Origin of the sequence: Streptomyces sp. SID11385 (assembly GCF_010548245.1) — a bacterium.
In the GTDB taxonomy this organism is placed as follows: Bacteria; Actinomycetota; Actinomycetes; order Streptomycetales; family Streptomycetaceae; genus Streptomyces.
Genome location: NZ_JAAGLR010000491.1, coordinates 1 through 21,146, shown reverse-complemented (window position 1 = coordinate 21,146; position 21,146 = coordinate 1). Strand labels below are relative to the sequence as shown.

General features: G+C 73.3%; 17 protein-coding genes. 5 read left to right on the top strand and 12 right to left on the bottom strand.

Annotation, left to right across the window (positions count from 1 at the left end):
• Positions 1-40: 40 nt before the first annotated feature.
• Entirely contained in the window at positions 41-1,444 is a 1,404-nt protein-coding gene (locus G3I42_RS14840; protein ID WP_343244546.1) for a glycoside hydrolase family 76 protein, read from the bottom strand.
• A 133-nt stretch (positions 1,445-1,577) separates the two neighbouring features.
• Here G3I42_RS14840 and G3I42_RS14835 point away from each other — a divergent pair, with 133 nt between their 5' ends.
• Positions 1,578-4,397: a lectin gene (locus G3I42_RS14835; RefSeq protein ID WP_343244545.1), complete on the top strand. Its 2,820-nt coding sequence runs from the start codon at positions 1,578-1,580 to the stop codon at positions 4,395-4,397.
• Positions 4,398-4,512: 115 nt separating this feature from the next.
• Here the strand turns inward: G3I42_RS14835 and G3I42_RS14830 are convergent, their stop codons facing one another.
• The 5 genes from G3I42_RS14830 to G3I42_RS14810 form a co-directional block, all read right to left on the bottom strand.
• Positions 4,513-5,088, bottom strand: a complete 576-nt coding sequence (locus G3I42_RS14830; protein ID WP_164286139.1) for a transcriptional regulator — start codon at positions 5,086-5,088, stop codon at positions 4,513-4,515.
• A complete protein-coding gene (locus G3I42_RS14825) occupies positions 5,081-6,709 on the bottom strand; it encodes a helix-turn-helix transcriptional regulator (protein ID WP_343244544.1) in 1,629 nt (542 codons plus the stop codon). Before G3I42_RS14825 ends, G3I42_RS14830 begins: the two co-directional genes overlap by 8 nt.
• Positions 6,706-6,960 carry a helix-turn-helix domain-containing protein gene (locus tag G3I42_RS14820; protein WP_164286134.1) on the bottom strand — a complete coding sequence of 85 codons (255 nt, stop codon included), beginning with the start codon at positions 6,958-6,960 and terminating at the stop codon, positions 6,706-6,708. The genes G3I42_RS14825 and G3I42_RS14820 overlap by 4 nt, the downstream gene beginning before the upstream one ends.
• Positions 6,961-7,146: 186 nt before the next feature.
• Positions 7,147-7,548, bottom strand: a complete 402-nt coding sequence (locus tag G3I42_RS14815) for a cupin domain-containing protein (protein ID WP_164286132.1) — start codon at positions 7,546-7,548, stop codon at positions 7,147-7,149.
• Between the two features lie 168 nt (positions 7,549-7,716).
• Entirely contained in the window at positions 7,717-8,622 is a 906-nt protein-coding gene (locus G3I42_RS14810; protein WP_164286130.1) for an SDR family oxidoreductase, read from the bottom strand.
• A gap of 113 nt (positions 8,623-8,735) precedes the next feature.
• Here G3I42_RS14810 and G3I42_RS14805 point away from each other — a divergent pair, with 113 nt between their 5' ends.
• Positions 8,736-9,323: a TetR/AcrR family transcriptional regulator gene (locus G3I42_RS14805; protein WP_164286128.1), complete on the top strand. Its 588-nt coding sequence runs from the start codon at positions 8,736-8,738 to the stop codon at positions 9,321-9,323.
• A gap of 72 nt (positions 9,324-9,395) precedes the next feature.
• Here G3I42_RS14805 and G3I42_RS14800 read toward each other — a convergent pair whose 3' ends face one another.
• Together G3I42_RS14800 and G3I42_RS14795 are read right to left on the bottom strand one after the other, a co-directional pair.
• Positions 9,396-10,421 (bottom strand): P1 family peptidase, encoded by a 1,026-nt coding sequence (locus G3I42_RS14800; RefSeq protein ID WP_164286126.1) that lies wholly within the window; start codon positions 10,419-10,421, stop codon positions 9,396-9,398.
• Between the two features lie 76 nt (positions 10,422-10,497).
• On the bottom strand, positions 10,498-11,328 hold the full coding sequence (locus G3I42_RS14795) for an endonuclease (RefSeq protein WP_164286124.1): 831 nt from the start codon (positions 11,326-11,328) through the stop codon (positions 10,498-10,500).
• Between the two features lie 609 nt (positions 11,329-11,937).
• Between G3I42_RS14795 and G3I42_RS14790 the strand changes: the two genes are divergently transcribed.
• The gene (locus tag G3I42_RS14790) at positions 11,938-12,834 is read left to right on the top strand and encodes a TauD/TfdA family dioxygenase (RefSeq protein ID WP_164286122.1); all 897 of its coding nucleotides are present in this window, start codon (positions 11,938-11,940) and stop codon (positions 12,832-12,834) included.
• Between the two features lie 66 nt (positions 12,835-12,900).
• On the opposite strand, the gene G3I42_RS14785 is transcribed toward G3I42_RS14790, so the two are convergent.
• Positions 12,901-14,928 (bottom strand): SpoIIE family protein phosphatase, encoded by a 2,028-nt coding sequence (locus G3I42_RS14785; protein WP_164286120.1) that lies wholly within the window; start codon positions 14,926-14,928, stop codon positions 12,901-12,903.
• Positions 14,929-15,115: 187 nt separating this feature from the next.
• Between G3I42_RS14785 and G3I42_RS14780 the strand changes: the two genes are divergently transcribed.
• Entirely contained in the window at positions 15,116-15,382 is a 267-nt protein-coding gene (locus tag G3I42_RS14780; protein ID WP_164286118.1) for a DUF4235 domain-containing protein, read from the top strand.
• Positions 15,383-15,484: 102 nt separating this feature from the next.
• On the opposite strand, the gene G3I42_RS14775 is transcribed toward G3I42_RS14780, so the two are convergent.
• Both G3I42_RS14775 and G3I42_RS14770 read right to left on the bottom strand, forming a co-directional pair.
• Positions 15,485-17,851: an AbfB domain-containing protein gene (locus G3I42_RS14775; protein ID WP_164286116.1), complete on the bottom strand. Its 2,367-nt coding sequence runs from the start codon at positions 17,849-17,851 to the stop codon at positions 15,485-15,487.
• 226 nt (positions 17,852-18,077) lie between these two features.
• Positions 18,078-19,400: a VCBS repeat-containing protein gene (locus G3I42_RS14770; protein ID WP_164286114.1), complete on the bottom strand. Its 1,323-nt coding sequence runs from the start codon at positions 19,398-19,400 to the stop codon at positions 18,078-18,080.
• Positions 19,401-19,532: 132 nt separating this feature from the next.
• Between G3I42_RS14770 and G3I42_RS14765 the strand changes: the two genes are divergently transcribed.
• Entirely contained in the window at positions 19,533-20,297 is a 765-nt protein-coding gene (locus G3I42_RS14765; protein WP_164286112.1) for an MBL fold metallo-hydrolase, read from the top strand.
• A gap of 4 nt (positions 20,298-20,301) precedes the next feature.
• Here the strand turns inward: G3I42_RS14765 and G3I42_RS14760 are convergent.
• A partial coding sequence (locus tag G3I42_RS14760; RefSeq protein ID WP_239096453.1) for a short-chain dehydrogenase/reductase occupies positions 20,302-21,146 on the bottom strand: 845 nt, incomplete at its 5' end.

Genomic DNA, 21,146 nt, shown 5'->3' with positions numbered 1-21,146 from the left:
CCTGGGGCCCCTCAACCTCCGGCCTTCAGCCCCCTCCCCCTCAGCCGCCGGCCGCGTTGAGGAGGTCGAGCGCGCTCTGCTGGCAGCCGTAATCAGTGGTCCCGTTGCCGCCGCTCCAGTGGGGGCCGTACTGGTCGAGCGGGTTGCGGTCGTGGTCGTAGGCGCTGTTCGCCCAGCGGGTGAGGGCCGGGGCGTAGGGATGGTCGGACAGCCGGCGGTTGAGGACGCCGAGGCCGCGTACGTAGGCGCCCTTGAAGCTCGGGCCGTCGCCCGTGCAGCTGTCGCCCTCGCCGGGCTCCCGCAGGACCCCGTTCGTCTGGAGCTTGACGGTGGACGCGTCGGCCAGGCCGCGCGCCGTCGTCAGGGCCCCGGTGTCACCGGTCGCCTGTGCGTACTCCGTCAACGCGCCGAGGATCACGCCCTGGTTGTAGGTCCAGGTCGGCTGCCCGTTGTTGGCGCAGTTGTCGCCGAGGCCGTCGTTGATCATGCGGTCGCCGTTGATCATGCCGCTGCCGCGGAACCAGTTCCACTCGTTCTTCGCCCGCTCCAGGTAGGCGGTGTCCCCCGGGATGCGGTTGTGCAGGGCGGAGGTGAGCTGGAGGAAGAGTTCGTTGGTGATGGCGTTCTTGTAGTTGCCGTTCGTGCTCCACCGGACCCCGCCGCCGCAGGTGGTGTTCCAGTTGGCGAACATGTGGTCCGCGTCGGCCCGGGCGGTGTCCAGGTACCGGCTGTCGCCCGTCAGGTCGTAGGCGGCGATCCAGGCCAGGCCCCACCAACCGGTGTCGTCGAGGTATTCGTTGCGGAACTGGCCGCCCTGCGCGTTGATGTTCTTCTCGTAGGTGTCGGCGATGGCGTAGGTGTAGCTGCCCATGCCGCTGATCCGGATGTTGTCGATGATCGCGGTCAGCGCGTTGGCGCCGGTCCACCAGCCGTTGCCGCCGAAGAGCTTGGTGTTCCGGTCGTACGACATCATCAGCGCGGTGGCGGCGGCCGTGCTCCGGCTGCCCGCGTTCCAGGTGGTGCGCGCCCAGGGCGTGCAGGCGATGGCGCCGCCGGCGGCCTGCCCGCAGGCGCGCAGGGCGCCGACGCCCTGGCCGCCCCAGTCGTCGACGTTGTACATCTGCGTGCGCCAGCCTCGTCCTCCGGAGGGCACCTCGGTGTCGCCGAGGCGGCTGCCCGAGGCCCACGTGCGCCCGCCGTCCAGGGAACGGTCCAGCCACACCCGGTCGCCTGCCGCGCCGTTGTCGAGCGAGGCCCAGCCCATCGCGTCGGTGTCGTCGAAGTGCAAGGCGATGGAGCGGGAGGAGACCGAGGCGGTGACAGGGACGCGGTCCTGGGGGCTGAGTGACGGGTCGCGGGCGTCGCAGTACTTGTTGCACACGGCGGCCGCCGGCGCGGCGGTGGCGGTGGCCGCCGGGAGCGTGCCGAGGAGCAGGGCACTCACCAAGGTCAGGGCACCGCTGAGGGTGGCCGATACGGATCTGGCGGATCTCTTCACGGAGGCTCCCCTTGTGTCCGGCGCGGCGGAGGGCGCCCCACCGTTTCGGGAGAGCGCTCTCTGAAATTAACGGCGCGCCATGGGCACGTCAATGAGTCGAGCGGTGCGTGCCGCTGTCGCGCTTGTTGACACGCTCCCGCGACGGCGGTCTTATGTGCTTGCTTCCGTGAAATCCCCCCTCTCGTACGTCGGTTGGGTGCGCGTGGGCGGGGATCGGGCGCTCCGCGCCTGCCGTGTCCGCCCACCGTTCGTCCGCCCGTGGCCGTACGCCGCCTGCCTCGTGACCCCTGGAGCCGCACCCGTGAAACGATGGCGCATCCCCCTCACGTTCTGCCTCATGCTCTTGGGGCTCAGCGCACCGGTCTCCGCCGCCCACGCGGCGGCGCCCCTGTCCGATCCCGCCTCGCTCGTCAACCCTCTCCTCGGCACCTCGAACGAGGGCAACACCTTCCCCGGCGCCGACGCGCCGTTCGGGAGGGTGCAGTGGAGTCCCGACACCCCGTCCCGCCCGCCGGGAGGCTTCTACGCCTACTCCGACAACGTTGTCACAGGCTTCAGCCTCAACCACCTCTCCGGCCCGGGCTGCGGTGCCCTCGGGGACATCCCCGTCCTGCCGACCACGGGTGCCGTCGACGGCAAGGCGACGGCCGGTTTCTCGCACGGCAACGAGTCCGCGAGCGCGGGCGCGTACGCCGTCAAGCTCGACAACGGCGTCAATACCGAGCTGACGGCCACGCAGCGCTCCGGGATGGCGCGCTTCACGTTCCCCGCGACGGCCCAGGCCAACCTGATCTTCAAGACGGGCTCCGGCAAGGGCAGCGACATCCACTTCGACCGCGTGAGCAGCACCGAGGTCAGCGGCTCGCTCACCAACGGCTTCTTCTGCGCGTCCAGCCCGACCTACACCGTCCACTTCGACATGGTCTTCGACCGGCCGATGAGCGGCAACGGCACCTTCGACGGCGGGAGTTCGGTCACCTTCGACACCACGGGCAACCGCGTGGTCCAGGCGAAGGTCGGCCTGTCCTACGTGTCGGTCGACGGGGCCCGCGCCAACCGGGCGGCCGAGAATCCGGGCTGGGACTTCGACGCCACCCGGAACGCCACCCACGCCTCCTGGAACGACCTCCTCGGCAAGGTCGCCGTCACGGGAGGGACCGGCGACCAGCAGAAGGTCTTCTACACGGCCCTCTACCACTCGCTGCTCCACCCCAACGTGCTCAGCGACACCGACGGGAAGTACGTGGGCTTCGACAGGAAGGTCCACACCGTCGGCGGCGGCCAGAAGGCCCAGTACGGCACCTATTCCGGCTGGGACATCTACCGGAGCCAGGCGCAGCTCCACGCGCTGGTCGCGCCCCAGCAGGCGAGCGACAGCGCGCAGTCCCTGGTGAACGACTACGCGCAGGGCGGCTTCCTGCCCAAGTGGTCGCTGAACTCGGCCGAGACCCAGGTGATGAACGGCGATCCGGGCCCGGCAATCATCGCGGACTACTACGCCTTCGGCGCGCGGAGCTTCGACACCGGGGCGGCGAAGAAGGCGATGGTCGCGCAGGGCACCACGTCCAACCCCATCAGGATGGGCCTGGACCTCCAGACGAAGTACGGGTACCTGCCCTCGGACGGCACCTACCCCCGCGACTTCTACGGTTCGGTGGCGACGCTGCTGGAGTACAGCGCCCAGGACTTCGCGACATCCGCGTTCGCGGCCGCCCTCGGGGACACCACCACGCGGGACCAGTTCGCCAACCGGGCGCAGGACTGGCGCAATGTCTTCGATCCCGGCACCGGTTTCATGCGGCCGAAGCTCGCGAACGGCTCCTGGCGCACCGGTTTCGATCCCACGAGCAGCGACCAGTTCGTCGAGGGCACGTCCTGGCAGTACACGGGCGCGGTGCCGCACAACGTCCGCGGGCTGGCCACCGCCATGGGCGGCGACGCGAAGCTGGCCGCGTACCTGGACAGCGTCCTGTCCGACATCCGCGGGGCCGGCGGCTCCCACGCGGACCTGCGCAACGAGCCCTCCATCGAACTCCCCTGGGAGTACGACTACATCGGGCAGCCCTGGAAGACTCAGCGCGTCGTCCGCCAGGTGCAGAACGAGCTGTGGCCCAACGACCCCGCCCACTGGGGCGTGGGCAACGACGACCTGGGCACCATGAGCGCCTGGTACGTCTGGTCGGCGATGGGCATGTACCCGCAGACCCCGGGCACGGCGGACATGGCGCTCGGCAGCCCGCTGTTCACCAACGTCACGGTCACGCTCGGCAACGGCAAGAAGATGGTCGTCAACGCCCCCAAGGCCGCGACGGACGCCCCCTACGTCCAGAGCGCCACGCTCAACGGCGCGAACTGGAACAACGCCTACCTGCCCCCGTCGTTCGTCACCGACGGCGGCACCCTCACACTCGACCTCGGCACCTCGGCGAACACCGGCTGGGCCACCGCTGCCTCCTCCGCGCCCCCGTCGTACGGCGGCAACGGCGGCTCCAAGCCCCCGGGCCCTGCGCCGGTGCCCACCGGCCCGGTACGGTCGGGCATCGCCGGGAAGTGCGTGGACGTCGACCACGGTTCCACGGCCGACGGGACGAGGGTCCAGTCGTGGTCCTGCAACGGCTCCGCCGCGCAGGAGTTCGCCCTGACGCCCGAAGGCACGCTGCGGGGCATCGGCAAATGCGTGCAACTCGACGGCACCGGCATCCACAGCCTGGCGACCCTCTGGACCTGCGACGGCGGCGGCGACCAGAAGTGGACCTACAACGCCTCCACCAAGGCACTCGTGAATCCCCAGTCCGGCCGCTGCCTGGACATCCCCGAATCCAGTGCCCAGGACGGCACCCAGCTCCAGATCTTCGACTGCAACGCCACCGCGGCGCAGCAGTGGACCCTTCCCGCCTGAGGCGCAGGACCCCCTGCCGCCCCCACGCCCGCCGGACCGGCGTCGCCACTGAGCGGCGCCGGTCCGGCGGTACGGGCAAGGGCGGCCGGGCGGAGGCCGCGGTGCGGCTGTCGGTTCAGGCCGCGAAGCCGATGTTGGTGACGTACTCGTACTGGCCCCACTGGGAGCCGAGGTCGATCACGACCTCGTCGATCCAGGTGTTGTCCAGGGCTGTGTCGTCGCCGGCCTGCCAGGCGGCGATGATGTGGTCCCATTTGCGGACGTTCAGCGTGCGGTATTCGACGACGCGCTGCCGGGGGCGGTCCACAGCGGACTGGTTGACCGGGTGGAACTCGACGCGGGTGCCCCGGCCTTCCCGGTTCAGGCGGGCCAGGAGGTGGCGGGCGACGTTCCGGCGGCGGACCGTCCGGTAGGCGGTCTCGATCTGGCGGAGGGTGCGGGCCGAGGGGCGGCGGGTACCGGCGAGCTGGGCCTTGATCGTGCGGGTGCTGAGGGTGAGGCCCGCCTCGCGGGCGGCGGTGAGCTGGCGGCGGCTGCTCGTGAGGTAGCGCAGCCGGGCGAGCAGGCCGCGGCGAGTGGTGACGGGGGAGACGATGAAACCCGCGAGGCCGTCCAGGCGGCGGGCGACCAGTTCGTGCCCCTTGACGCCCTGGGCGCCGTACACGCCGAACTCGATGGTGCGCTCAGGCATCGGGGTCCTCCTGCTCGTCGGTGCCGACGGTGTAGACGTCCTTGACCTTGACCTCGGTGACCGCGCGGCCCTCGGGGAAGACGGCGCGCCAGTCACCGATGACGTGGAGTTCGTCCGTGCCCATCGCCCGGACCACGGTCACGCCGTTCTCGTACGCCTTGAAGGCTTTCATCCACAGGTTCGAGAACGCCTGGGCGCGGATGAGGTGCATCCAGTCCGGACGGTACAGCTCGCGGTTGTAGTTCGACGTGCCCATCGTCGAGACGAACTTCGAGTACATCGCCTTGACGTACTCCAGCGTCACGTCGTCGTCCTCGGCGAGGGCGCGGTCGCGGGCGTCCTTCAGCTCGGTGCGGAATTTCTCCAGGAGGTTCTCCGTGGAGCCGGAGGTGTAGGACTCGTGGATCTCGGGGGCCTCGCACAGCCCGTACTTCGGTCCCGCGAGGCGCTGGAGGAGGCGCAGGGTCGGCTCGGTCACCCACAGGGGGCCGGGCTCGTCGCGCGCTCCGAGGGGGTTGGGCAGCTCGGCCTCGTGGTGCCAGGCGGGCGGGGTGATCAGGTGGACCCCGGCGCGGCGGCGGTCGTGCGCGAAGCCGGTGGAGTGTTCGAGCTGGCCAAGCGGGAGGTGGGTCTTGAGGGCGGAGAGGTAGGCGCCGTTGATGTCGAGCGCCGTGACCTCGTGCCGCCCTTCGGGAAGGGTGGGGCGGGTCCACTTCGGGCGGGCTTCCCAGATCTGGTCGGGGCCGCGCGCGGATTGTTTGTGGAGGACGTCCGGCATCGCGGGGTGTGCGACGACGTCGTAGCGGCCGCCCAGGCGGGTGCGGTCGAGGAGTTCCATCGCGTCCGGGATGGCTCGTTTCACGAGCGCGGCCGTCGCGGCGTCGATGTCCCCGTCGTGCGCGGCGACCGCCGCGGCGACGCGGGCGGCGATGAAGCCGGGCTCGTCCTCGGTCCGCGCGCGGCGACCGGCCGCCGCCACCCGTACGGTGCGGGGTGTGTCAGGCCGGGCGGTGCGGGGGGTGTCACGTCGGGCCTGGCGGGGCGGGGGAGGCGCGGTCCGGGTGTGCGGGGGTGCCGGGCGGGGCGAGGGACGCGGGGGCTCGGGCGCCGGGGTCTCGGGGACGGGCAGGGGGTGGCACTCGGCGGGGTCGAGGTGCTGGGCGAACCCCGCGACCCTGTGACGGGCGGGCTCCCCGCACAGGACGCAAGGTTCGGCGACCGCGAGGACGTCCACGTCGTCGGCGTCGCCCGCCTCGTCCGTGTCGCCCATGTCATCCGCCTCGTCCGCGCCTGCGTCCTCGGCCTCCGGGACGGGGGCGCTCGCCGCGGAAGCGGCGGGGGCTGCGGTATCGGCCGGTCCCTCGGCGGGAGGGGCGGGGGTGAGCTTGGTGCGGGCGCTGTCGAGGAAGTACGCGTATTTCTCCCGTACTTCGCCGGAGGGGTCGCTGCCGCGTTCCCAGCCCGCGATCGTCGAGGCGCTCACACCGAGCACGGCGGCGAGCTGGGCGCGGGAGAGCGCGAGTTCCTCGCGCAGGCGGCGGCGCTCGGCCGCAGGAGGGAGGGGGCGCTCCCGGCCGACGGAGGCGAGGAGGTCGTCGATCGCGTCGAAGCCGTCGTTCACCGGACCGCGTTCCGTTCGGGCAGCGCCTCGCAGGCGCGCGTGGGGCCCGCGAGGAGATCGAGGGCGTCGACGCCCCAGTGCGCGGCGAGGACGTCGCACTGGTCCAGCGACCATGCTGCGCTGCCGGACTGACGTCGGCTCACTTGTCCCTGCGAGATCCCCAGGACCGTCGCGAGGTCTCGTTGCGACTCCCCGGTCTGGAACATGACCGCCACGACGGCCGCTCGCAGGCGATCACTCAGCGAACTCATCACCCCCACACGTTAGCACGCCGCACATGAGGCATTCGCTTGGACTATGCTCCATGCGCTTTTCGCATCACGTGGGCGCCACACGCCCCTCACACACCGTCAGGCAGACGACGACGGCGGGCTCGCCCCCTCCCTCAGGAGCGGCCGAGCCCGCCACACTCATCTCCCCCGGTCGCTCCGCCCGGCTCAGTAGGTGGTCACCAGCGGCTTCCCCTTCTCCACGACATAGGTCGAGAGCATCATCGTCGTCTCCTCTCCCGTGTTGACCGCGTTGTGGATGACTCCGGTCGGAATGAAGAACGGGTCGCCCGTGCGCAGGTGCAGGGGCGGGCGGTGGTCGTCGAACTCCATACGGACCTCGCCGCGTACGAGGTAGCCGACCTCCACTCCCGGGTGGCTGTGGCGGCCCGAGGCCTCGCCGCGCGGGATTTCCACGAGGGTTTGCGCGGTGTCCCAGCCGGGGGCCGGCGAGGGGTGTTCCTGGAGCAGCACACGTGTCACGTCCTCGGCGGCGGCCGGGGTCGCGGCGGCTCCGAGGGTGGCCACCGCGGCGCCCGTACCGATCAGAAGGGTTCTGCGATCCAGCATGAGAGCGTCCCTTGTTCGCGCGGGGCACGTGCCCTTTCCGTACCGTAGAGGCACACACCCACTCCGCGCGTCACCTGCTTGCAGGGTTACTCAATACGTGTGACACGCGAAGGGCGGGGATCGCTCGCGTGTGCGAGCGCCGGAGGTGGGCCCCCCGGCGCGCGGGCGTCAGGCCGTGAAGTAGTGGGCCGCCATGTCGGCGAGGAGGCCGGGCCCGGTGGGGTGCCAGTCGAGGAGGCTCTTCGTACGGGCGGCGGAGGACGGGGAGTCCAGGGCCGTGTTGCCGGCGAGCCAGCCGAAGTGCGCGGGCGCGTCGGCGGGGGCGATGGAGGTGACCGGGAGACGCAGGTGTTCGCCGATCACACCGGCGATGTCGCGCTGCGAGACGCCCTCTTCCGCCGCCGCGTGCAGGACCGCTCCCGCTGGGGCCTTCTCCAGGGCGAGCAGGAAGAGGCGGGCCGCGTCCAGGCGGTGGACGGCGGGCCAGCGCTGGCTGCCGTCGCCGATGTAGCCGGCGACGCCCTGCTCGCGGGCGATGGCGATGAGCCCGGGCACGAAACCGCCGTCGCCCTCTCCGTGGACGGTGGGTGCCAGGCGGACGACCGAGGAGCGGATGCCCTTGTCCGCGAGGGCGACGGTGGCGCGGGCGGTGGCGGCGCGCACCGACCCGGGGTTCTCGCCGCCGTCGGGCCAGGTGGACTCGGTGGCCACCCGGCCGGGGGCGACGCCGAGGAGGCCGGAGGCGATCGTGAACGGCTTGTCCGTCCCGGCCAGGGCCTCGCCGAAGGCGTCCACGGCGGCGCGGTCGGACGTGGCGGCGCCCGCGAAGTCGCCGGTGAAGGCGATGTCGTGGCGGAAGGCGAGGTGGGCCACGGCGTCGCTGGCGCGGGCCGTCTCCCCGAGGAGGCCGAGGTCGGCGAGCGACCCGAGGACGGGCTCGGCGCCGGCCTTCTCCAAAGCCTCGGCGGATGCCTGCGAGCGGGCGAGCCCGAGAACGTGGTGCCCAGCGGCGAGCAGTTCGGGGACGAGGGCGGAACCGATCCAGCCGGAGGCCCCGGTGACGAAAACGCGCATGGCGGTACTCCTCAACATGATCACGGTCGATGTCAGTGACTGTCATCATCGATGCTAGCACCATGACGGCAGTCACTGACATCAAGACACGGGGACCGCATAGAATCGGGCTCATGGCGAGATGGGAGCCCCACACGAAGGAACGGCTGGCACGCGCGGCCCTGGAGCTGTACGGCGAGCACGGGTACGAGCGGACCACGGTCGCCCAGATCGCCGCCCGTGCCGGGCTCACCGAGCGCACGTACTTCCGGCACTTCCCCGACAAGCGGGAAGTCCTCTTCGACGGCTCGCACAGCCTGGAGACGGCGCTGGGCGAGGCGGTGGCCGCGGCCCCCGCGGACGCCTCGCCCCGTGCCGCGCTGGCGGCGGGGCTCGACGCGCTGGGCGCCGCCTTCGAGGGGGCGCGCGCACACGCCCGCAGGCGCCAGGCAGTCGTCGCCGCGCAGCAGGAACTCCAGGAGCGCGAGCTGATCAAGCTCGCCTCGCTGACCCGCGTGCTCGCCGGGGCCCTGCGCCTGCGCGGGGTGGAGGAGCCGCGCGCGAGCCTCCTCGCCGAGGCGGGCGCCGGCGTCTTCAAGACCGCCTTCACCGTCTGGGTCGGTGACGAGCGGCCCGAGGAGGCGTCGGCGGAAGAGGTCCCGCTCACCGCGCTGCTCCGCGAGGGGCTCGACACGCTGGGGGACGCGCTCGCCCACGACTGACCCCCGAGCCCCGGCTCGCCGAGGCCGGGGTCGGCCGAGCGACAGGCACGGCGGCCCCGGCGGCCCAGGGGTTCAGGAGTTCAGGAAGCTCAGGAGCCGTTCGGCGGGGAGGCCGTGGCGGACGTCGCCGCGGGGGCCTGTCGTGGTGGTCGCGGCGAGCAGGGAGTTGAGGACCGCTTCCTCGACCGCGTCGAGCGCGGCGGTGAAGAGCGGGTCGAGGTCCGCGTCGGGGACGAGGGGGACCGCGGCGCGGGTGGTGGTGAGGGCGAGTCCGTAGTCGCCGGAGCCGTGGCTGTAGGAGGCGCCGGTCCGGGCCAGGGCGAAGACGGCGCGGCGGGCGAGGCGGGTCAGGCGGCGGGCGTCGAGCGGGGCGTCCGTCGCGAGGACGACGACGCAGGAGCCCGTGTCGGGGAGCGGCGGGGGAACGGGCAGGCCGAGATCGGCGGGGGTGACGGTACGGGAGCCGAGGCGCAGGGTGCCGCCGAAGTTGGCCTGGACGAGGGCGCCGAGCGTGACGTCGCGCCCGGCGAGCGGAAGGACGCGTGAGCTGGTGCCGATGCCCGCTTTGAAGCCGAGCGCGCTCATGCCCGTACCGGCGCCGACGCAGCCCTCCGCGACGGGGCCCGCGCTCGCCGACGCGAGGGCGGCGCGGACGTGTTCCTCGCCGACCGGGCGGCTGCGGATGTCGGAGAGGAGGCCGTCGTTGCACTCGCCGACGACCGGGTTGAGGCTGCGGACGTCTTCCGCGCCGGGCTGTTCGAGCACCCAGCCCACGAGGGCGTCGGCGACGCGGAACGCGGAGAGGGTGGAGGTGAGCAGGAGGGGTGTCTCCAGCTCGCCGAGTTCGGCGAGCTGGGTCGTGCCGATGAGCTTTCCGTAGCCGTTGCCCGCGAAGAACCCGGCGGGCAAGGGGGCGTGCGGGCCAACGCCTTCGGGGAGGATCGCGGTGACGCCGCTGTGCACGCGCGGCGGCTCCGTCACGGTGGCATGGCCGACGCGGATGCCGGGGACATCGGTGAGCGCGTTGTGGCGCCCGGTCGGCACAGTGCCCGCGCCGAGTCCGAGGTCTCTCGCCCGGGGAGTGGTGGTGGCGGTCATGCGCGGAGGCTACCGCCCGCCGGGGAACCGTTTCCCCGGCGGGCGGAGCAGAAGCCGGCTCAGGGCCGGCGTGGGGTCACCAGATCGACTCGACCCACTCGGGGTGGTCGATGAACGGGTTGCGGTTGTGCTGGTAGCTCTCGAAGATCACGTCGTTGCGGTGTTCTTCGAAGGAGCTGGGCGGGTCGAGTTCGTTCCACTCCTTGAGGACCGAGAGGCGGCCGATCGCGGGCGCGGAGCCGTTGCCCGCCTTGTCGTTGGGTTCGAGGTCGGGGAAGCCGTCGCCGCCGTCGTAGCGGACGGCCATGTAGAGGATCATGCGGGCGACGTCGCCCTTGACGGCGTCGCGCGGTTCGAAGCTGTCGCTGTCGGTGTAGTTGCCCGGGGCGCCGCTGACCGCGCCGCCGCCGTCGTCGAAGTCCTTGTTGCCACGGGCGCCGTTGACGGCGACGTCCTCGGGGCGCAGGTGGTGGAGGTCGGTGCCGGGGCCCGTGGCGGTGCCGAAGTCGCCGTGGCTCTTGGCCCAGACGTGTTCGCGGTTCCAGTCGCCCTGGGCGCCGCCCTGACGGGACTTGGCTATGGACTTGCCCGTGTACAGCTCGATGACGTTGTCCGGGTTCGCGGGGTCCTCGTCGGTCTTCTTCAAGGCGTCCCACACCTGGCTGTAGGTGACGGTGTCCTGGTCGCTGATGAGGGTGTGCAGGGCGCTCTTGAGGGCGGTGCCCGTCTTGCCCTCGACGCTCGCGTAGTAGTCGGCGGCCACCGCGGTGGCCTCGCCCGCGGGGACGGCGCGGGGGGCGTCGGCCGCCGCGGGCAGGCTCTGGGCGGTGAGCAGGAGCCCGGCCGCCGCCGCGAGGGCGAGGGCGGTTCTGCGGACGGGGTGGGCGGGGCGGGGGGTGGTGGTCATGCGGGGCCCTCTCGCTGGGCGCCGCCTCGTGGGCGGCGTGGCGCTCCGTCAGGTCCCGGGGAATGTCGCACGAGCGCGGCGCGCGGCGGGTCGCTCTCACAGAATCCTTACGTGTTGTTCTCACAGCACGACAGCAGGTGACGCTCGGTACTGCGCGTCGCGCGCCGGTTGAGAGCGTCTCGTCTCGTGCGGGCGGGGCCTCAAGGCCGGGCGGGGCGGGCGTTCGCAGGGGCGCGGTGCCTTCGCCGTGCCGTCCCGGAGCCTGGACACGTCCTGGTGCGGGCGCGGCCGCGTGCGGTACAACTTCCCCGTGACCCACGAAGCGTCGGTGTGCCGCCCGGTCCTCGAACCGCGCCCCCGCACGGCCTCGTGTCGTTGTCGCTGATCTCCCCCGTCCTGGCCGCCGCCTGACGTCCGCGCGCGGCGCCCCGCTCCTCGCGCGCCTTTGCCGTACGCCGCCGATCGAGGCGTCGCCGGTCGTCGCGCCGTGACGCGCCCCGCCCCCTCCCCCGCCCGGGCGCGCCGTCCCGCACCGTCCCGTCCCGTTGCCGTCGGGGGCGCCGCTCACGCGGTGCGGGCCCGGCACCGCCCGTACAAGGAGGAAGCACGATGACCATCGTCAACGACCGTGTGGGGAGCGCCGCTCCGGAAGCGGGGCTGCGCCTGACTCCGCTCGGGCCCCGGTTCGGCGCCGAGGTGCACGGCATCGATCTCGCCCGGCCGGACCAGGAGCAGGTCGCCGCCGTGCGCGCGGCACTCGTGGCGCACAAGGTGCTCTTCGTGCGCGGCCAGGACATCGACGACGCGGCGCAGATCGCGTTCGGGCGGCGGCTCGGCGAGGTGACGGCCGGTCACCCCGTGCACGACTCGGGCGGCGTGCCGGAGGAGGTGTACGCGCTGGACAGCCAGGACAACGGCTTCGCCGACGTGTGGCACACGGACGTGACGTTCGTGGCGAGGCCGCCCGCGATCTCGGTGCTGCGCGCCGTGGTGCTGCCGCCGACCGGGGGTGACACGTCGTGGGCGGACAGCCAGGCGGCGTACGAGTCGCTGACGCCGGGGCTGCGGGCGCTCGTCGACCCGCTCACCGCCGTGCACGACGGGAGCAGGGAGTTCGGCTACTACCTTGCGCGGCGACGGCGGGGGCGTGGCAACGTGTGGGAGGGCGAGGTGTTCACGGATCTCTCGCCCGTCGAGCATCCGGTGGTGCGGGTGCACCCGGAGTCGGGCCGCCGGGGCCTCTTCGTCAACCCGGGGTTCACCTCGCACATCACGGGGGTCTCGGAGTACGAGAGCCGGGGCATCCTCGACATCCTGTACGCGCACCTCACCAAGCCGGAGCACACGATCAGGCACCGCTGGCAGCCCGGCGACGTGGCGCTGTGGGACAACCGCGCCACGTCCCACTACGCCAACCGCGACTACGGGGACCAGCACCGCGTCATGCACCGCATCACGCTCCGGGGCGATGTGCCGGTGGGGCCGGTGGGGCCGGTGAGCGGCTGAGTGCGAGGGCGGGCGGGGCCGGGCGTACGGGCCCGGTGCCGTCCAGGCCGGGCGGCAGGCGCCCCGTCAGCCCGTCGCCCGGAAGGCGATGACCGCGATGTCGTCCTTGCCCGCGCGGACGTGCGCGACGACGTCCCGGACGAGGGCTTCCAGGGGCCGGCCGTCGCGGTGGAGCGACTCGACGCGTGCGCGCAGGTGCGCGATGCGGTCGGTGATCCTCGCCTCCGGGATCTCCACGAGCCCGTCCGTGTAGAGGAACAGCGTGTCGCCCTTCGCGAGGAAGAGTTTCGTGCTGCTCCGGGCCTCCCGGGTCGGCGCGCACAGCGGGGGGTCGGGTTCCTCGCCGAGGCAGTCGACGGGTCCGGCGGCGCGGAGCAGCAGGGGCGGGGGGTGGCCCGCGTTGGCGAGCGTGATGTGCCAGCCGCGCCCGGGGTCGGGGCACAGGAGCGCGTGGACGGTGGTGATGAGCGACGCGGTGCCGAGGCCCTGGACCATGCCGTCGAGGCGGTCCAGGGTGCGGGCGGGGTCGGCGCGCGGTCCCGCGTCCCAGGCGAGGCCGCGCAGCATGCTGTTGACGCTGCCCATCGCGGTCGCCGCGTCGAGGTCGTGCCCGGCGACGTCGCCGATCGTGAGGGCGACGGCTCCCCCGGGCAGCCGGGTCGCGTCGTACCAGTCGCCGCCGACCTCGGCCGCGGCGTTGGCGGGGACGTAGCGGGCCCTGATCTCGGCGCCCGCGAGGTCGGGCACGGTGGGGAGGAAGGAGCGTTGCAGGACGAGGGCCGTCTCCCGGGCGCGTTGCAGTTCCAGGGTGCGGCGCAGGGGACGTCCGAGTCCTTGCAGGACGTCCTGGAGCAGGCGCAGTTCGGGTTCGCCCGGCGGCGGGTTGCCCCGGCAGTTGGCGGCGCTGGCGAGGGCGACGATCCGGCCGTCCACGACGACGGGGAGCAGCGCGAGGCTCGTCGCCCCGGCCTCGCGCAGCCAGGCCAGCGACACGGGCGAGATCTTGTCCGCGGGCGGTGCTCCGGCCGGGAAGGTGACGAGGCGCGGCTCGCGGTCGCGCAGGACCTCGTCGGCCATGTGCCCGAGGGTGAAGTCCTCGCCGAGGGGCGGAAGCGGGGGCAGGCCGGGGGCGAAGGCGACGCGCGCGGCGGGGCGCGCGGTGAGCGCGGAGGGTGCCGCGGCCCCCTGGACCTCGAAGACGGCGATCGAGTCGGCGAGTGCGGGCACGACGACGGTGGCGGTCGTCCTGAAGGCCTCGGAGAGGTCGCGGGCCGTGGAGACCTCGGCCATCCGGGCGAGGAGGCGTTCGCGCGTACTGGCGTACCACTCGCCCTCGGCGTCCGCGACGGTGCCGACCCATTCCTGCCGCCCGTCCGCGCGGGCGACGGGCACGGCGGTGAGCCGCAGGTGCCGGTAGGCCCGCGCGTCCTCGCCGACGCGGACGCGGACGACGCAGGTGACGTGGGTGGCCGCGGCGGTGGCCTCGTGCCACTCGCGGGTGAAGTGCTCGCGGTCCTTCGGGTGGACGGCGTCCAGCCAGTCCTCTCCGTCCTCGGGCAGTGGCAAGGCGAGCCGTCCGGCGTCCCCGGTGCCGGAGAGCCGGGTGACGCGGCCGTCCGGGCCGCGTGTCCAGACGACTTGGGGGACGGCGGAGAGCAGTGCCTGGTAGCGCAGGACGAGCGAGTCGTCGTCCAGCGGGCGCCCTCCGGTCTCGTCGGCGTCCGTCTCCCCGGTCTCCGGGAGTGCTTCGGCGAGCAGGAGGAGCGGCGGCGGGCCCTGCGCGGGGCGCAGGGGCAGGCACAGGAGGACGACGGGGGCGTGCGGGTCCCCCTCGTCGCGTGTGGTGGCCGGCAGCCGGACCCGCTCCGTGCGGCCGGTGCGGCGGGCGCGGTCCAGTGCCGTGCGCAGGGCTCCCGGGGGGACGGGGCCGCCGGGTGGCGCGACGCGTGGGCCCGCGCGCTCGGCGAACGAGGCGTTCGCGTCCGTGAGGGTGTACGTGTCGCCCTCGACCAGCGCGATGCCGGTCAGGACGTGGCGCAGCACCGGGAGGCCCCCGGTTCCCTCGCCGCCCGCCTCCGGCTCTTCGCTCACCACCCCAGAATCCCTCCCGTCCCCGCCCCCTGCAATCGGGACGGGCACGGGCCGCTCGTGCGGGAGCCGTGCCCGGCCGGAGCGCCGCGCGCGGAGTCGCGCCTGACCGGAGCCCCGGGGGGTACGCGCGGACGGACGGCACGGCCAGGTGCCGCGATGGCCAGGAACACAGGGAAGAGGTGAGCGGGACGTGAAGGTCGACAAGGCCGCGTACAAACCGGTGGGGCTGGCGCTCGGCATGGGCGCGGGGATGGTGGCCGGTGCGCTGTTCCGGCAGGCGTGGAAGAGGCTCGGGCACGAGAGCGAGGCTCCGGCGGCCGGTGACGAGGACCGCCGGTGGGGGGAGATCCTGGTGGCGGCGGCCCTCCAGGGCGCCGTCTTCTCGACGGTGCGGGCGGCCGTGGAGCGGGGCGGGGCGACGGCGGCGAAGCGGCTGACAGGGACGTGGCCCGGCTGAGACGGGCCACGGTCGGGCGGGCCGCTCCGTGGGGCGCGCGGCGGCGCGCCCCACGGGTGTCAGCGGCCCGGGTCACGGACTGCGGGTGTCAGCGGGCCCCGGTCACGGGGTCCACGGGTTCTCCACCGCCCACGTGGTGTCCTCGGTGAAGCGGTCCGGTGTGTCGTAGGCGTGGGTGCCGCCCGGCGTGGCGAGCCACACCTCGGAGTTGAAGTGGCGCAGGTACTGGCCGGGGAAGTTCGACGCCATGAGGCGGACGCCGCCCTCGCCGGGGACCGCGCACCACGTGGCGTCGGCCTTGAAGAGCGCGGAGCCGTCGCCCGCCTCGCGGTGGACGCGGAACTCGCGGTGACGCAGGTACTCGCCGGGGTAGTTGCGGGACTCGAAGGAGTAGCACGCGGAGTCGGAGAGGCCGGGGACGATCTTCCAGGTGGCGTCCGCCTTCAGGACCGCGGGGCTGGCCGCGGTGACGGGCTCGGTGTTGGCGAGCCCGTCGTAGTGGCGCAGGTAGCGGTCGGTGAAGCCGGGCGTCGTGACGCGCAGGGACTTGTAGCCGCCGGTCGGGAGGGTGGCGCGCGGCGGGGTGCCGCGCGAGGCGGCGATGAGGGCCTGGTTGGCGGCGCGGACGCGGTTCTCGTCCACCTTGACGACCTGGCGGTCGTAGGTGAGCAGGCCGTTCGCCTCGTTCTCGACGTCGGTGATCTCGGTGTAGACGGAGGCCGAGAGGCCGGCGGGCATCTGCTGGAGGCGCAGGGCGTCGATGAGGCCGATGAAGCGGTTGTTCAGGTGGGCGGCGTCGCCCTGGTCCTCGTAGCTGAAGCCGCCGCCGGGGAACCACTCGTGGCCCGCGACGCGCAGTCCGAGGCCGCCGAACTCGCCGAGGACGGCGGCGCGGCTCGCGCTCGGTTTCGTGTCGCCCGGGCCGACGTAGTTGTGGTGGTCGATGACGTCGCCGTTGCCGCCGTCGACGGCGCCGCAGCAATTGATGCCGCTCATGTTGTCCACGAGGCGGCTCGGGTCGTACGCCTTGACGTCGTTCGCGATGCGGGCCTGGTCGTACTGCCCCCAGCCCTCGTTCTCGTCGACCCACATGACGACCGACGGCGAGCTGCGGTGCTCGTCGATGATCTCGTGGTACTCGGCCTCCCACTGCGTGCGGGCGGCGCTGTCGGGGGTGCGCAGGTCCATCGCGGGCATGTCCTGCCACACGAGGAGGCCGAGCTTGTCGGCCCAGTAGAACCAGCGCTGGGGCTCGACCTTGATGTGCTTGCGGACCATGTTGAAGCCGAGGTCCTTGTGCTTCTGGAGGTCGTACTTGAGGGCGTCGTCGGTGGGCGCGGTGTAGATGCCGTCGGGCCAGTAGCCCTGGTCGAGGGTGCCGGTCTGGAAGACGAACTTCCCGTTGAGGACGGGGCGCTGGACGCCGTCGACGCGGGCGAGGCCGATGCTGCGCATCCCGGTGTAGCTGCCGGCCGTGTCGGTGACGGCGGTGCCGTCGAGGAGTTCGGCGCGGACGTCGTAGAGGAAGGGGTCCTCGGGGGTCCACAGGTGCGGCGAGGGTACGGGCACGCTGAGCGCGGTGCCGACGGTCCCGGTGGCGGTGCCGACGGTGCGTCCGCCCGTGGAGACGGTGACGCGGACCTGGCGGCCGTTCGCCCCGGCGGCGCGGACCGTGGTCTTCAGCGTGCTGCTGTTGAGGTCGGGGGTCATGTCGAGGCGGGTGATGTGGGCGGGGGCGACGGGTTCGAGCCAGACGGTCTGCCAGATGCCCGAGGCGGAGGTGTAGAAGATGCCGCCGCCCGAGTGCGGCTCGACGTCGCCCGAGCGCTGCTTGCCGATCGCCTGGCCGCCGGACTGGGTCGGGTCGACGACGGAGACGACGACGGTGTTGCTGCCGCCCCGGTTCAGGAGCGCGGTGATGTCGTACGAGAAGGCGTCGTAGCCGCCGCTGTGCACGGCTCCCGCCTGCTGCCCGTTGACCCACACGGTGGTGCGCCAGTCGCTCGCGCCGAAGTTGAGGACGACGTTCCTGCCGTCCCAGCCCGCGGGGACGGTGAAGGTGCGGCGGTACCAGAGCTTGTCGTCGGCGGTGACCTTGCGCTTGATGCCGGAGAGCGCGGACTCGGCGACGAAGGGCACCCGGATCTGCTCGCTCCACTGCGCGGGCTGGCCCGCGTTCGCGGAGGTCACGGCGAAGTCCCAGATGCCGTTGAGGTTCGACCAGTCGGGGCGGGTGAGCTGGGGGCGGGGGTACTCGGGGAGCGGTTTGTCGGTGGGGACCTGGTTGGTCCACGGCGTGGTGAGGGGTGAGGGCTTGGGGGCCCAGGCGCTCGCGGCGGCCTGGGCGGGGGCGGCGGCGGTGAGGGCGCCCGCGCACAGGGCGAGGACGGCGAGCAGGGCGCCGATCAGGGCGCGCGGGGAGGGTCTGCGGGTGCGGGGCGGGGGTGCGGAGGTCCGGGCGGGGGGCATGGTGCGGCTCCTTCGGGTACGCCGGGCGGGGGTCCGCCGGCCAAGCGTTTATCACGTACATGACAAGCTGGAGCACGGTGCGAGGCGGGCCTCTCCTCGCGACCCGCCGGGCAACCGGCGGGAAAACAACGCGACTTGAGGCTCCCTTGACTTTTTACATCGTTGGAAGAGCGCTGTAAACCGCCTCGGCAGGACACAGTCGAGCGGTTCTCGGCCCGGTCCGGGGTCAGCCCAGTCCGAGGCTCGCGGGGGCGAGGGAGCGTACGCCGCGGAAGGAGAGACCCTTGTCCGTGCCACGCAGGAGGACGTAGACGCCCTTGCCGCCGTCGTGGCGGGGCGCGTGGGCGAGGAGGTCGGCGTGGTGGTCGCCGTCCGCGTCGAGCAGGGCGAGGGGGACGAACTCGTTCCAGTGGGCGCCGTTGGGGCGGCCCGGCATGCCGTCGTCGAGAGCGGTGAGCCGCTGGGTGCCGGCGCGGGTGGCGTGGACGGTGATCCAGTCGTCGTGGCGGTAGGCGCCGGCCGCGCCGACGACGAGATCGCCCCGTGCGTCGCCGTCGATGCGGCCGGTGAGGACCGAGGAGCCGAAGGAACCCTGCTCGCCCTCGTACACGTCCGGCTCGCCACCCGTGCCCGGGCCGCCGGGGCCCCCGCGGAGGACGGTGACGCGGCCGTGGCCCCCGGGCGCGGAGCCGGGGACGAGGAGGTCGGCGGCGGCGTCGCCGTCCGTGTCGCCCGGGAGCGAGGCGAAGCCGCCCGCCCCGGGGCCCGCGGCGGCGAGCAGGGCCTTCTCGCGCGTGCGGTCGCGGCGCGGGCCTTCGGGGCTGCCCTTGTAGTACGCGACGGGGGCGAGGTCCTGGGGCGCATTGTCGTCGTCCTCGGCGTCGTACGCGTAGCCGAGGACGAGGTCGCTCGCGCCGTCGCCGTCGAAGTCGGCGGCGGCCACGGTGGCCGGGCTGCTGTAGCCGTGCTGGCCGGCGTCGAGCGTACGGGTACGGGCGGGGGCACCGTCCTCGGTGAAGGGGCCCTGGAGGACGCGGGCGGGCCGCTGCGGGTCCTCGGGCAGGGAGTCCGTGTCCCCCGTACCGCCCTGGCCGCCGTCGAAGAGGTCGGTGGTGCCGTCGCCGTCGAAGTCCCCCGCCGCGCGGGGCAGGAAGCCCGCGGGGGTGCGCAGGGTGCGCGGCGCGGCGAGGCCGCGCGGTCCGCCGCGCAGGAGCACCGTGGTGCCGCGCGGGGTCGCCGCGACGAGGTCGGTGTAACCGTCGGCGTCCAGGTCGGCGCGCACCGGTTCCCCCGAGACCGCGAGGCGGCTCGTACGCCCCGCGTCGAGTCCGTCCTTCGCGCCCCACAGCACGACGCCCTTGTGCTCCCCGTCCCCGAGGAACGCGTCGGCGTACCCGTCGCCGTTGAGGTCGGCGGGGTTTGCGGGGCGGTGCGGATGACCGGTGGCGAGGGGTATCGGGCCCGCCGGCTTCGCGTCACCGCCGCACCCCGTGAGCAGGAGGCCACCGCACAGCGCCACCGCCGTCAGTCCCGCCCTCGTGCGCCCCACGACTCCCCCGCTTCCCCTGTGATCGTCTCGGCGGGCAGTATGCCGCAGGAAGGAACGCGGCGGGGCGCGAGGTCGCCACGGGGACGACGCCGTTCCGTTGAGCGGATGTCATCGACAGGAAAAGAGCGTGCAATGACGGCAGGGTTGCGGGACGAGGACGTCATCGAGGTCGCGGCGGGGGTCCACCTGGTCCACGGCAGCGATACGAACTGGGTGATCGTCAAGGACGGGGACGCGGCGACGCTCATCGACTCGGGGTATCCCGGCGACCGGGACGCCGTGCTCGCCTCGCTCGCGAGGCTCGGCGTCGCGCCGGAGGCCGTACGCGCGGTCCTGATCACGCACGCGCACGGCGACCACATCGGGGCGGCCGAGCACCTGCGCACCGCGTACGGGACCGACATCCTCATGCACGAGGAGGAAGTGCCGCACGCGCGCAGGGAGTTCCTGCATCAGGTGACGCTCGGGAAGATCCTCGCGCGGGCCTGGCGGCCCGGGGTGCTGCCCTGGGCGGTGGGCGCGGTGCGCTCGGGAGGGCTGGGCGCGGTGCCGGTCGCCGGGCCGCGGGCCTTCCCCGTCGCCGGGGCGCTCGACCTGCCGGGGCGGCCCGTGCCCGTGCACACGCCGGGGCACACGCGCGGACACTGCGCCTACCACTTGCCGGAGCACGGCGTGCTCGTCAGCGGTGACGCGCTCGTGACCGGCCACCCCACCTCGCGACGGTCGGGCCCGCAGTTGCTGCCCGGGATGTTCCACGCCGACCGGGCCCGTACCCTCGCCTCGCTCGCCGCTCTCGAAACGGTGAGCGCCGGGACGCTGCTCGCCGGGCACGGGCCCGTTCACCGGGGCGACATCGGCGAGGCCGTCGCGCGGGCCAGGGAGCACGCCGGGGCGTGAGGTGTCAGGTGTGCGGGGGCGTCACGGGGGGTGCCGGGCTGCGGTCCTCGGCGCCCCAGTCGGCGCGCCCGCCCGGCCCGAGGACGCCAGCCTCGCGGACCAGGTCGGCGGGTGCCAGGCGGGCGAGGGCGCGGCGCGACACGTAGGAGACGGCGTGGGGGAAGACGGGCCGCAGGGGCTGGAGGAAGCGCAGCCACGGCGGCGCGTAGGCGGTGGGCGCGCGGCGGACGATGCTCCGGGTGAGCCAGGCGGCGACCTGCTCGGGCGGGTGGACGCGGCCCGCGAAGGCCGGCTGGTGGGCGCGCAGCGCGCGCAGGACCGGGTTCCCGTCGATGTCCTCGATCATGCCGGTGCCGGTCCAGTGCAGGTAGGCGATGCCGACCGTGACGCCCGCGGGAGCGACTTCGTTGCGCAGCGCCTGCGCGAAGGACTCCGCGCCCGCCTTCGAGGCGCAGTAGGCGCTCATCATGGGCGCGGAGCCGAAGGAGGCCGTGGAGGCGATCTGGAGGAAGTGGCCGCGCGTGGCGAGGAGGTGCGGGAGGAAGACGCGGGCCGTGGCGGCGCTGCCCGTGAGGTTGACGGCGATGACGCGGTTCCACAGCGCGGCGGCGGTGTGCGCGAAGGGGCCCGCCGCGGCGATGCCCGCGTTGGCGACGACGACGGAGGCGGGCCCGAGGCGTTGCCGTACGCAGTCGGCGGCGCCGCGCAGGGCGGGCTCGTCGGTGACGTCGACCTCCAGCGAGCAGGTCGGCACGGGCAGTTCGCGGGCGACGGCCTCCAGCGTCTCCAGTTCCCTGCCGAGCAGGGCCACGGCGAGGCCGCGGGCCGCGAGGGCATGGGCGAGGGCGG

What these genes read in the sequence shown, in the direction of transcription:
- G3I42_RS14805 (WP_164286128.1), top strand. Translation starts at nt 8,736, where the DNA reads ATGGCGAGATGGGAGCCCCACACGAAGGAACGGCTGGCACGCGCGGCC.
- G3I42_RS14775 (WP_164286116.1), bottom strand. Translation starts at nt 17,851, where the DNA reads ATGCCCCCCGCCCGGACCTCCGCACCCCCGCCCCGCACCCGCAGACCC.
- G3I42_RS14820 (WP_164286134.1), bottom strand. Translation starts at nt 6,960, where the DNA reads ATGAGTTCGCTGAGTGATCGCCTGCGAGCGGCCGTCGTGGCGGTCATG.
- G3I42_RS14790 (WP_164286122.1), top strand. Translation starts at nt 11,938, where the DNA reads ATGACCATCGTCAACGACCGTGTGGGGAGCGCCGCTCCGGAAGCGGGG.
- G3I42_RS14815 (WP_164286132.1), bottom strand. Translation starts at nt 7,548, where the DNA reads ATGCTGGATCGCAGAACCCTTCTGATCGGTACGGGCGCCGCGGTGGCC.
- G3I42_RS14800 (WP_164286126.1), bottom strand. Translation starts at nt 10,421, where the DNA reads ATGACCGCCACCACCACTCCCCGGGCGAGAGACCTCGGACTCGGCGCG.
- G3I42_RS14795 (WP_164286124.1), bottom strand. Translation starts at nt 11,328, where the DNA reads ATGACCACCACCCCCCGCCCCGCCCACCCCGTCCGCAGAACCGCCCTC.
- G3I42_RS14835 (WP_343244545.1), top strand. Translation starts at nt 1,578, where the DNA reads ATGGGCACGTCAATGAGTCGAGCGGTGCGTGCCGCTGTCGCGCTTGTT.
- G3I42_RS14810 (WP_164286130.1), bottom strand. Translation starts at nt 8,622, where the DNA reads ATGCGCGTTTTCGTCACCGGGGCCTCCGGCTGGATCGGTTCCGCCCTC.
- G3I42_RS14830 (WP_164286139.1), bottom strand. Translation starts at nt 5,088, where the DNA reads ATGCCTGAGCGCACCATCGAGTTCGGCGTGTACGGCGCCCAGGGCGTC.
- G3I42_RS14765 (WP_164286112.1), top strand. Translation starts at nt 19,533, where the DNA reads ATGACGGCAGGGTTGCGGGACGAGGACGTCATCGAGGTCGCGGCGGGG.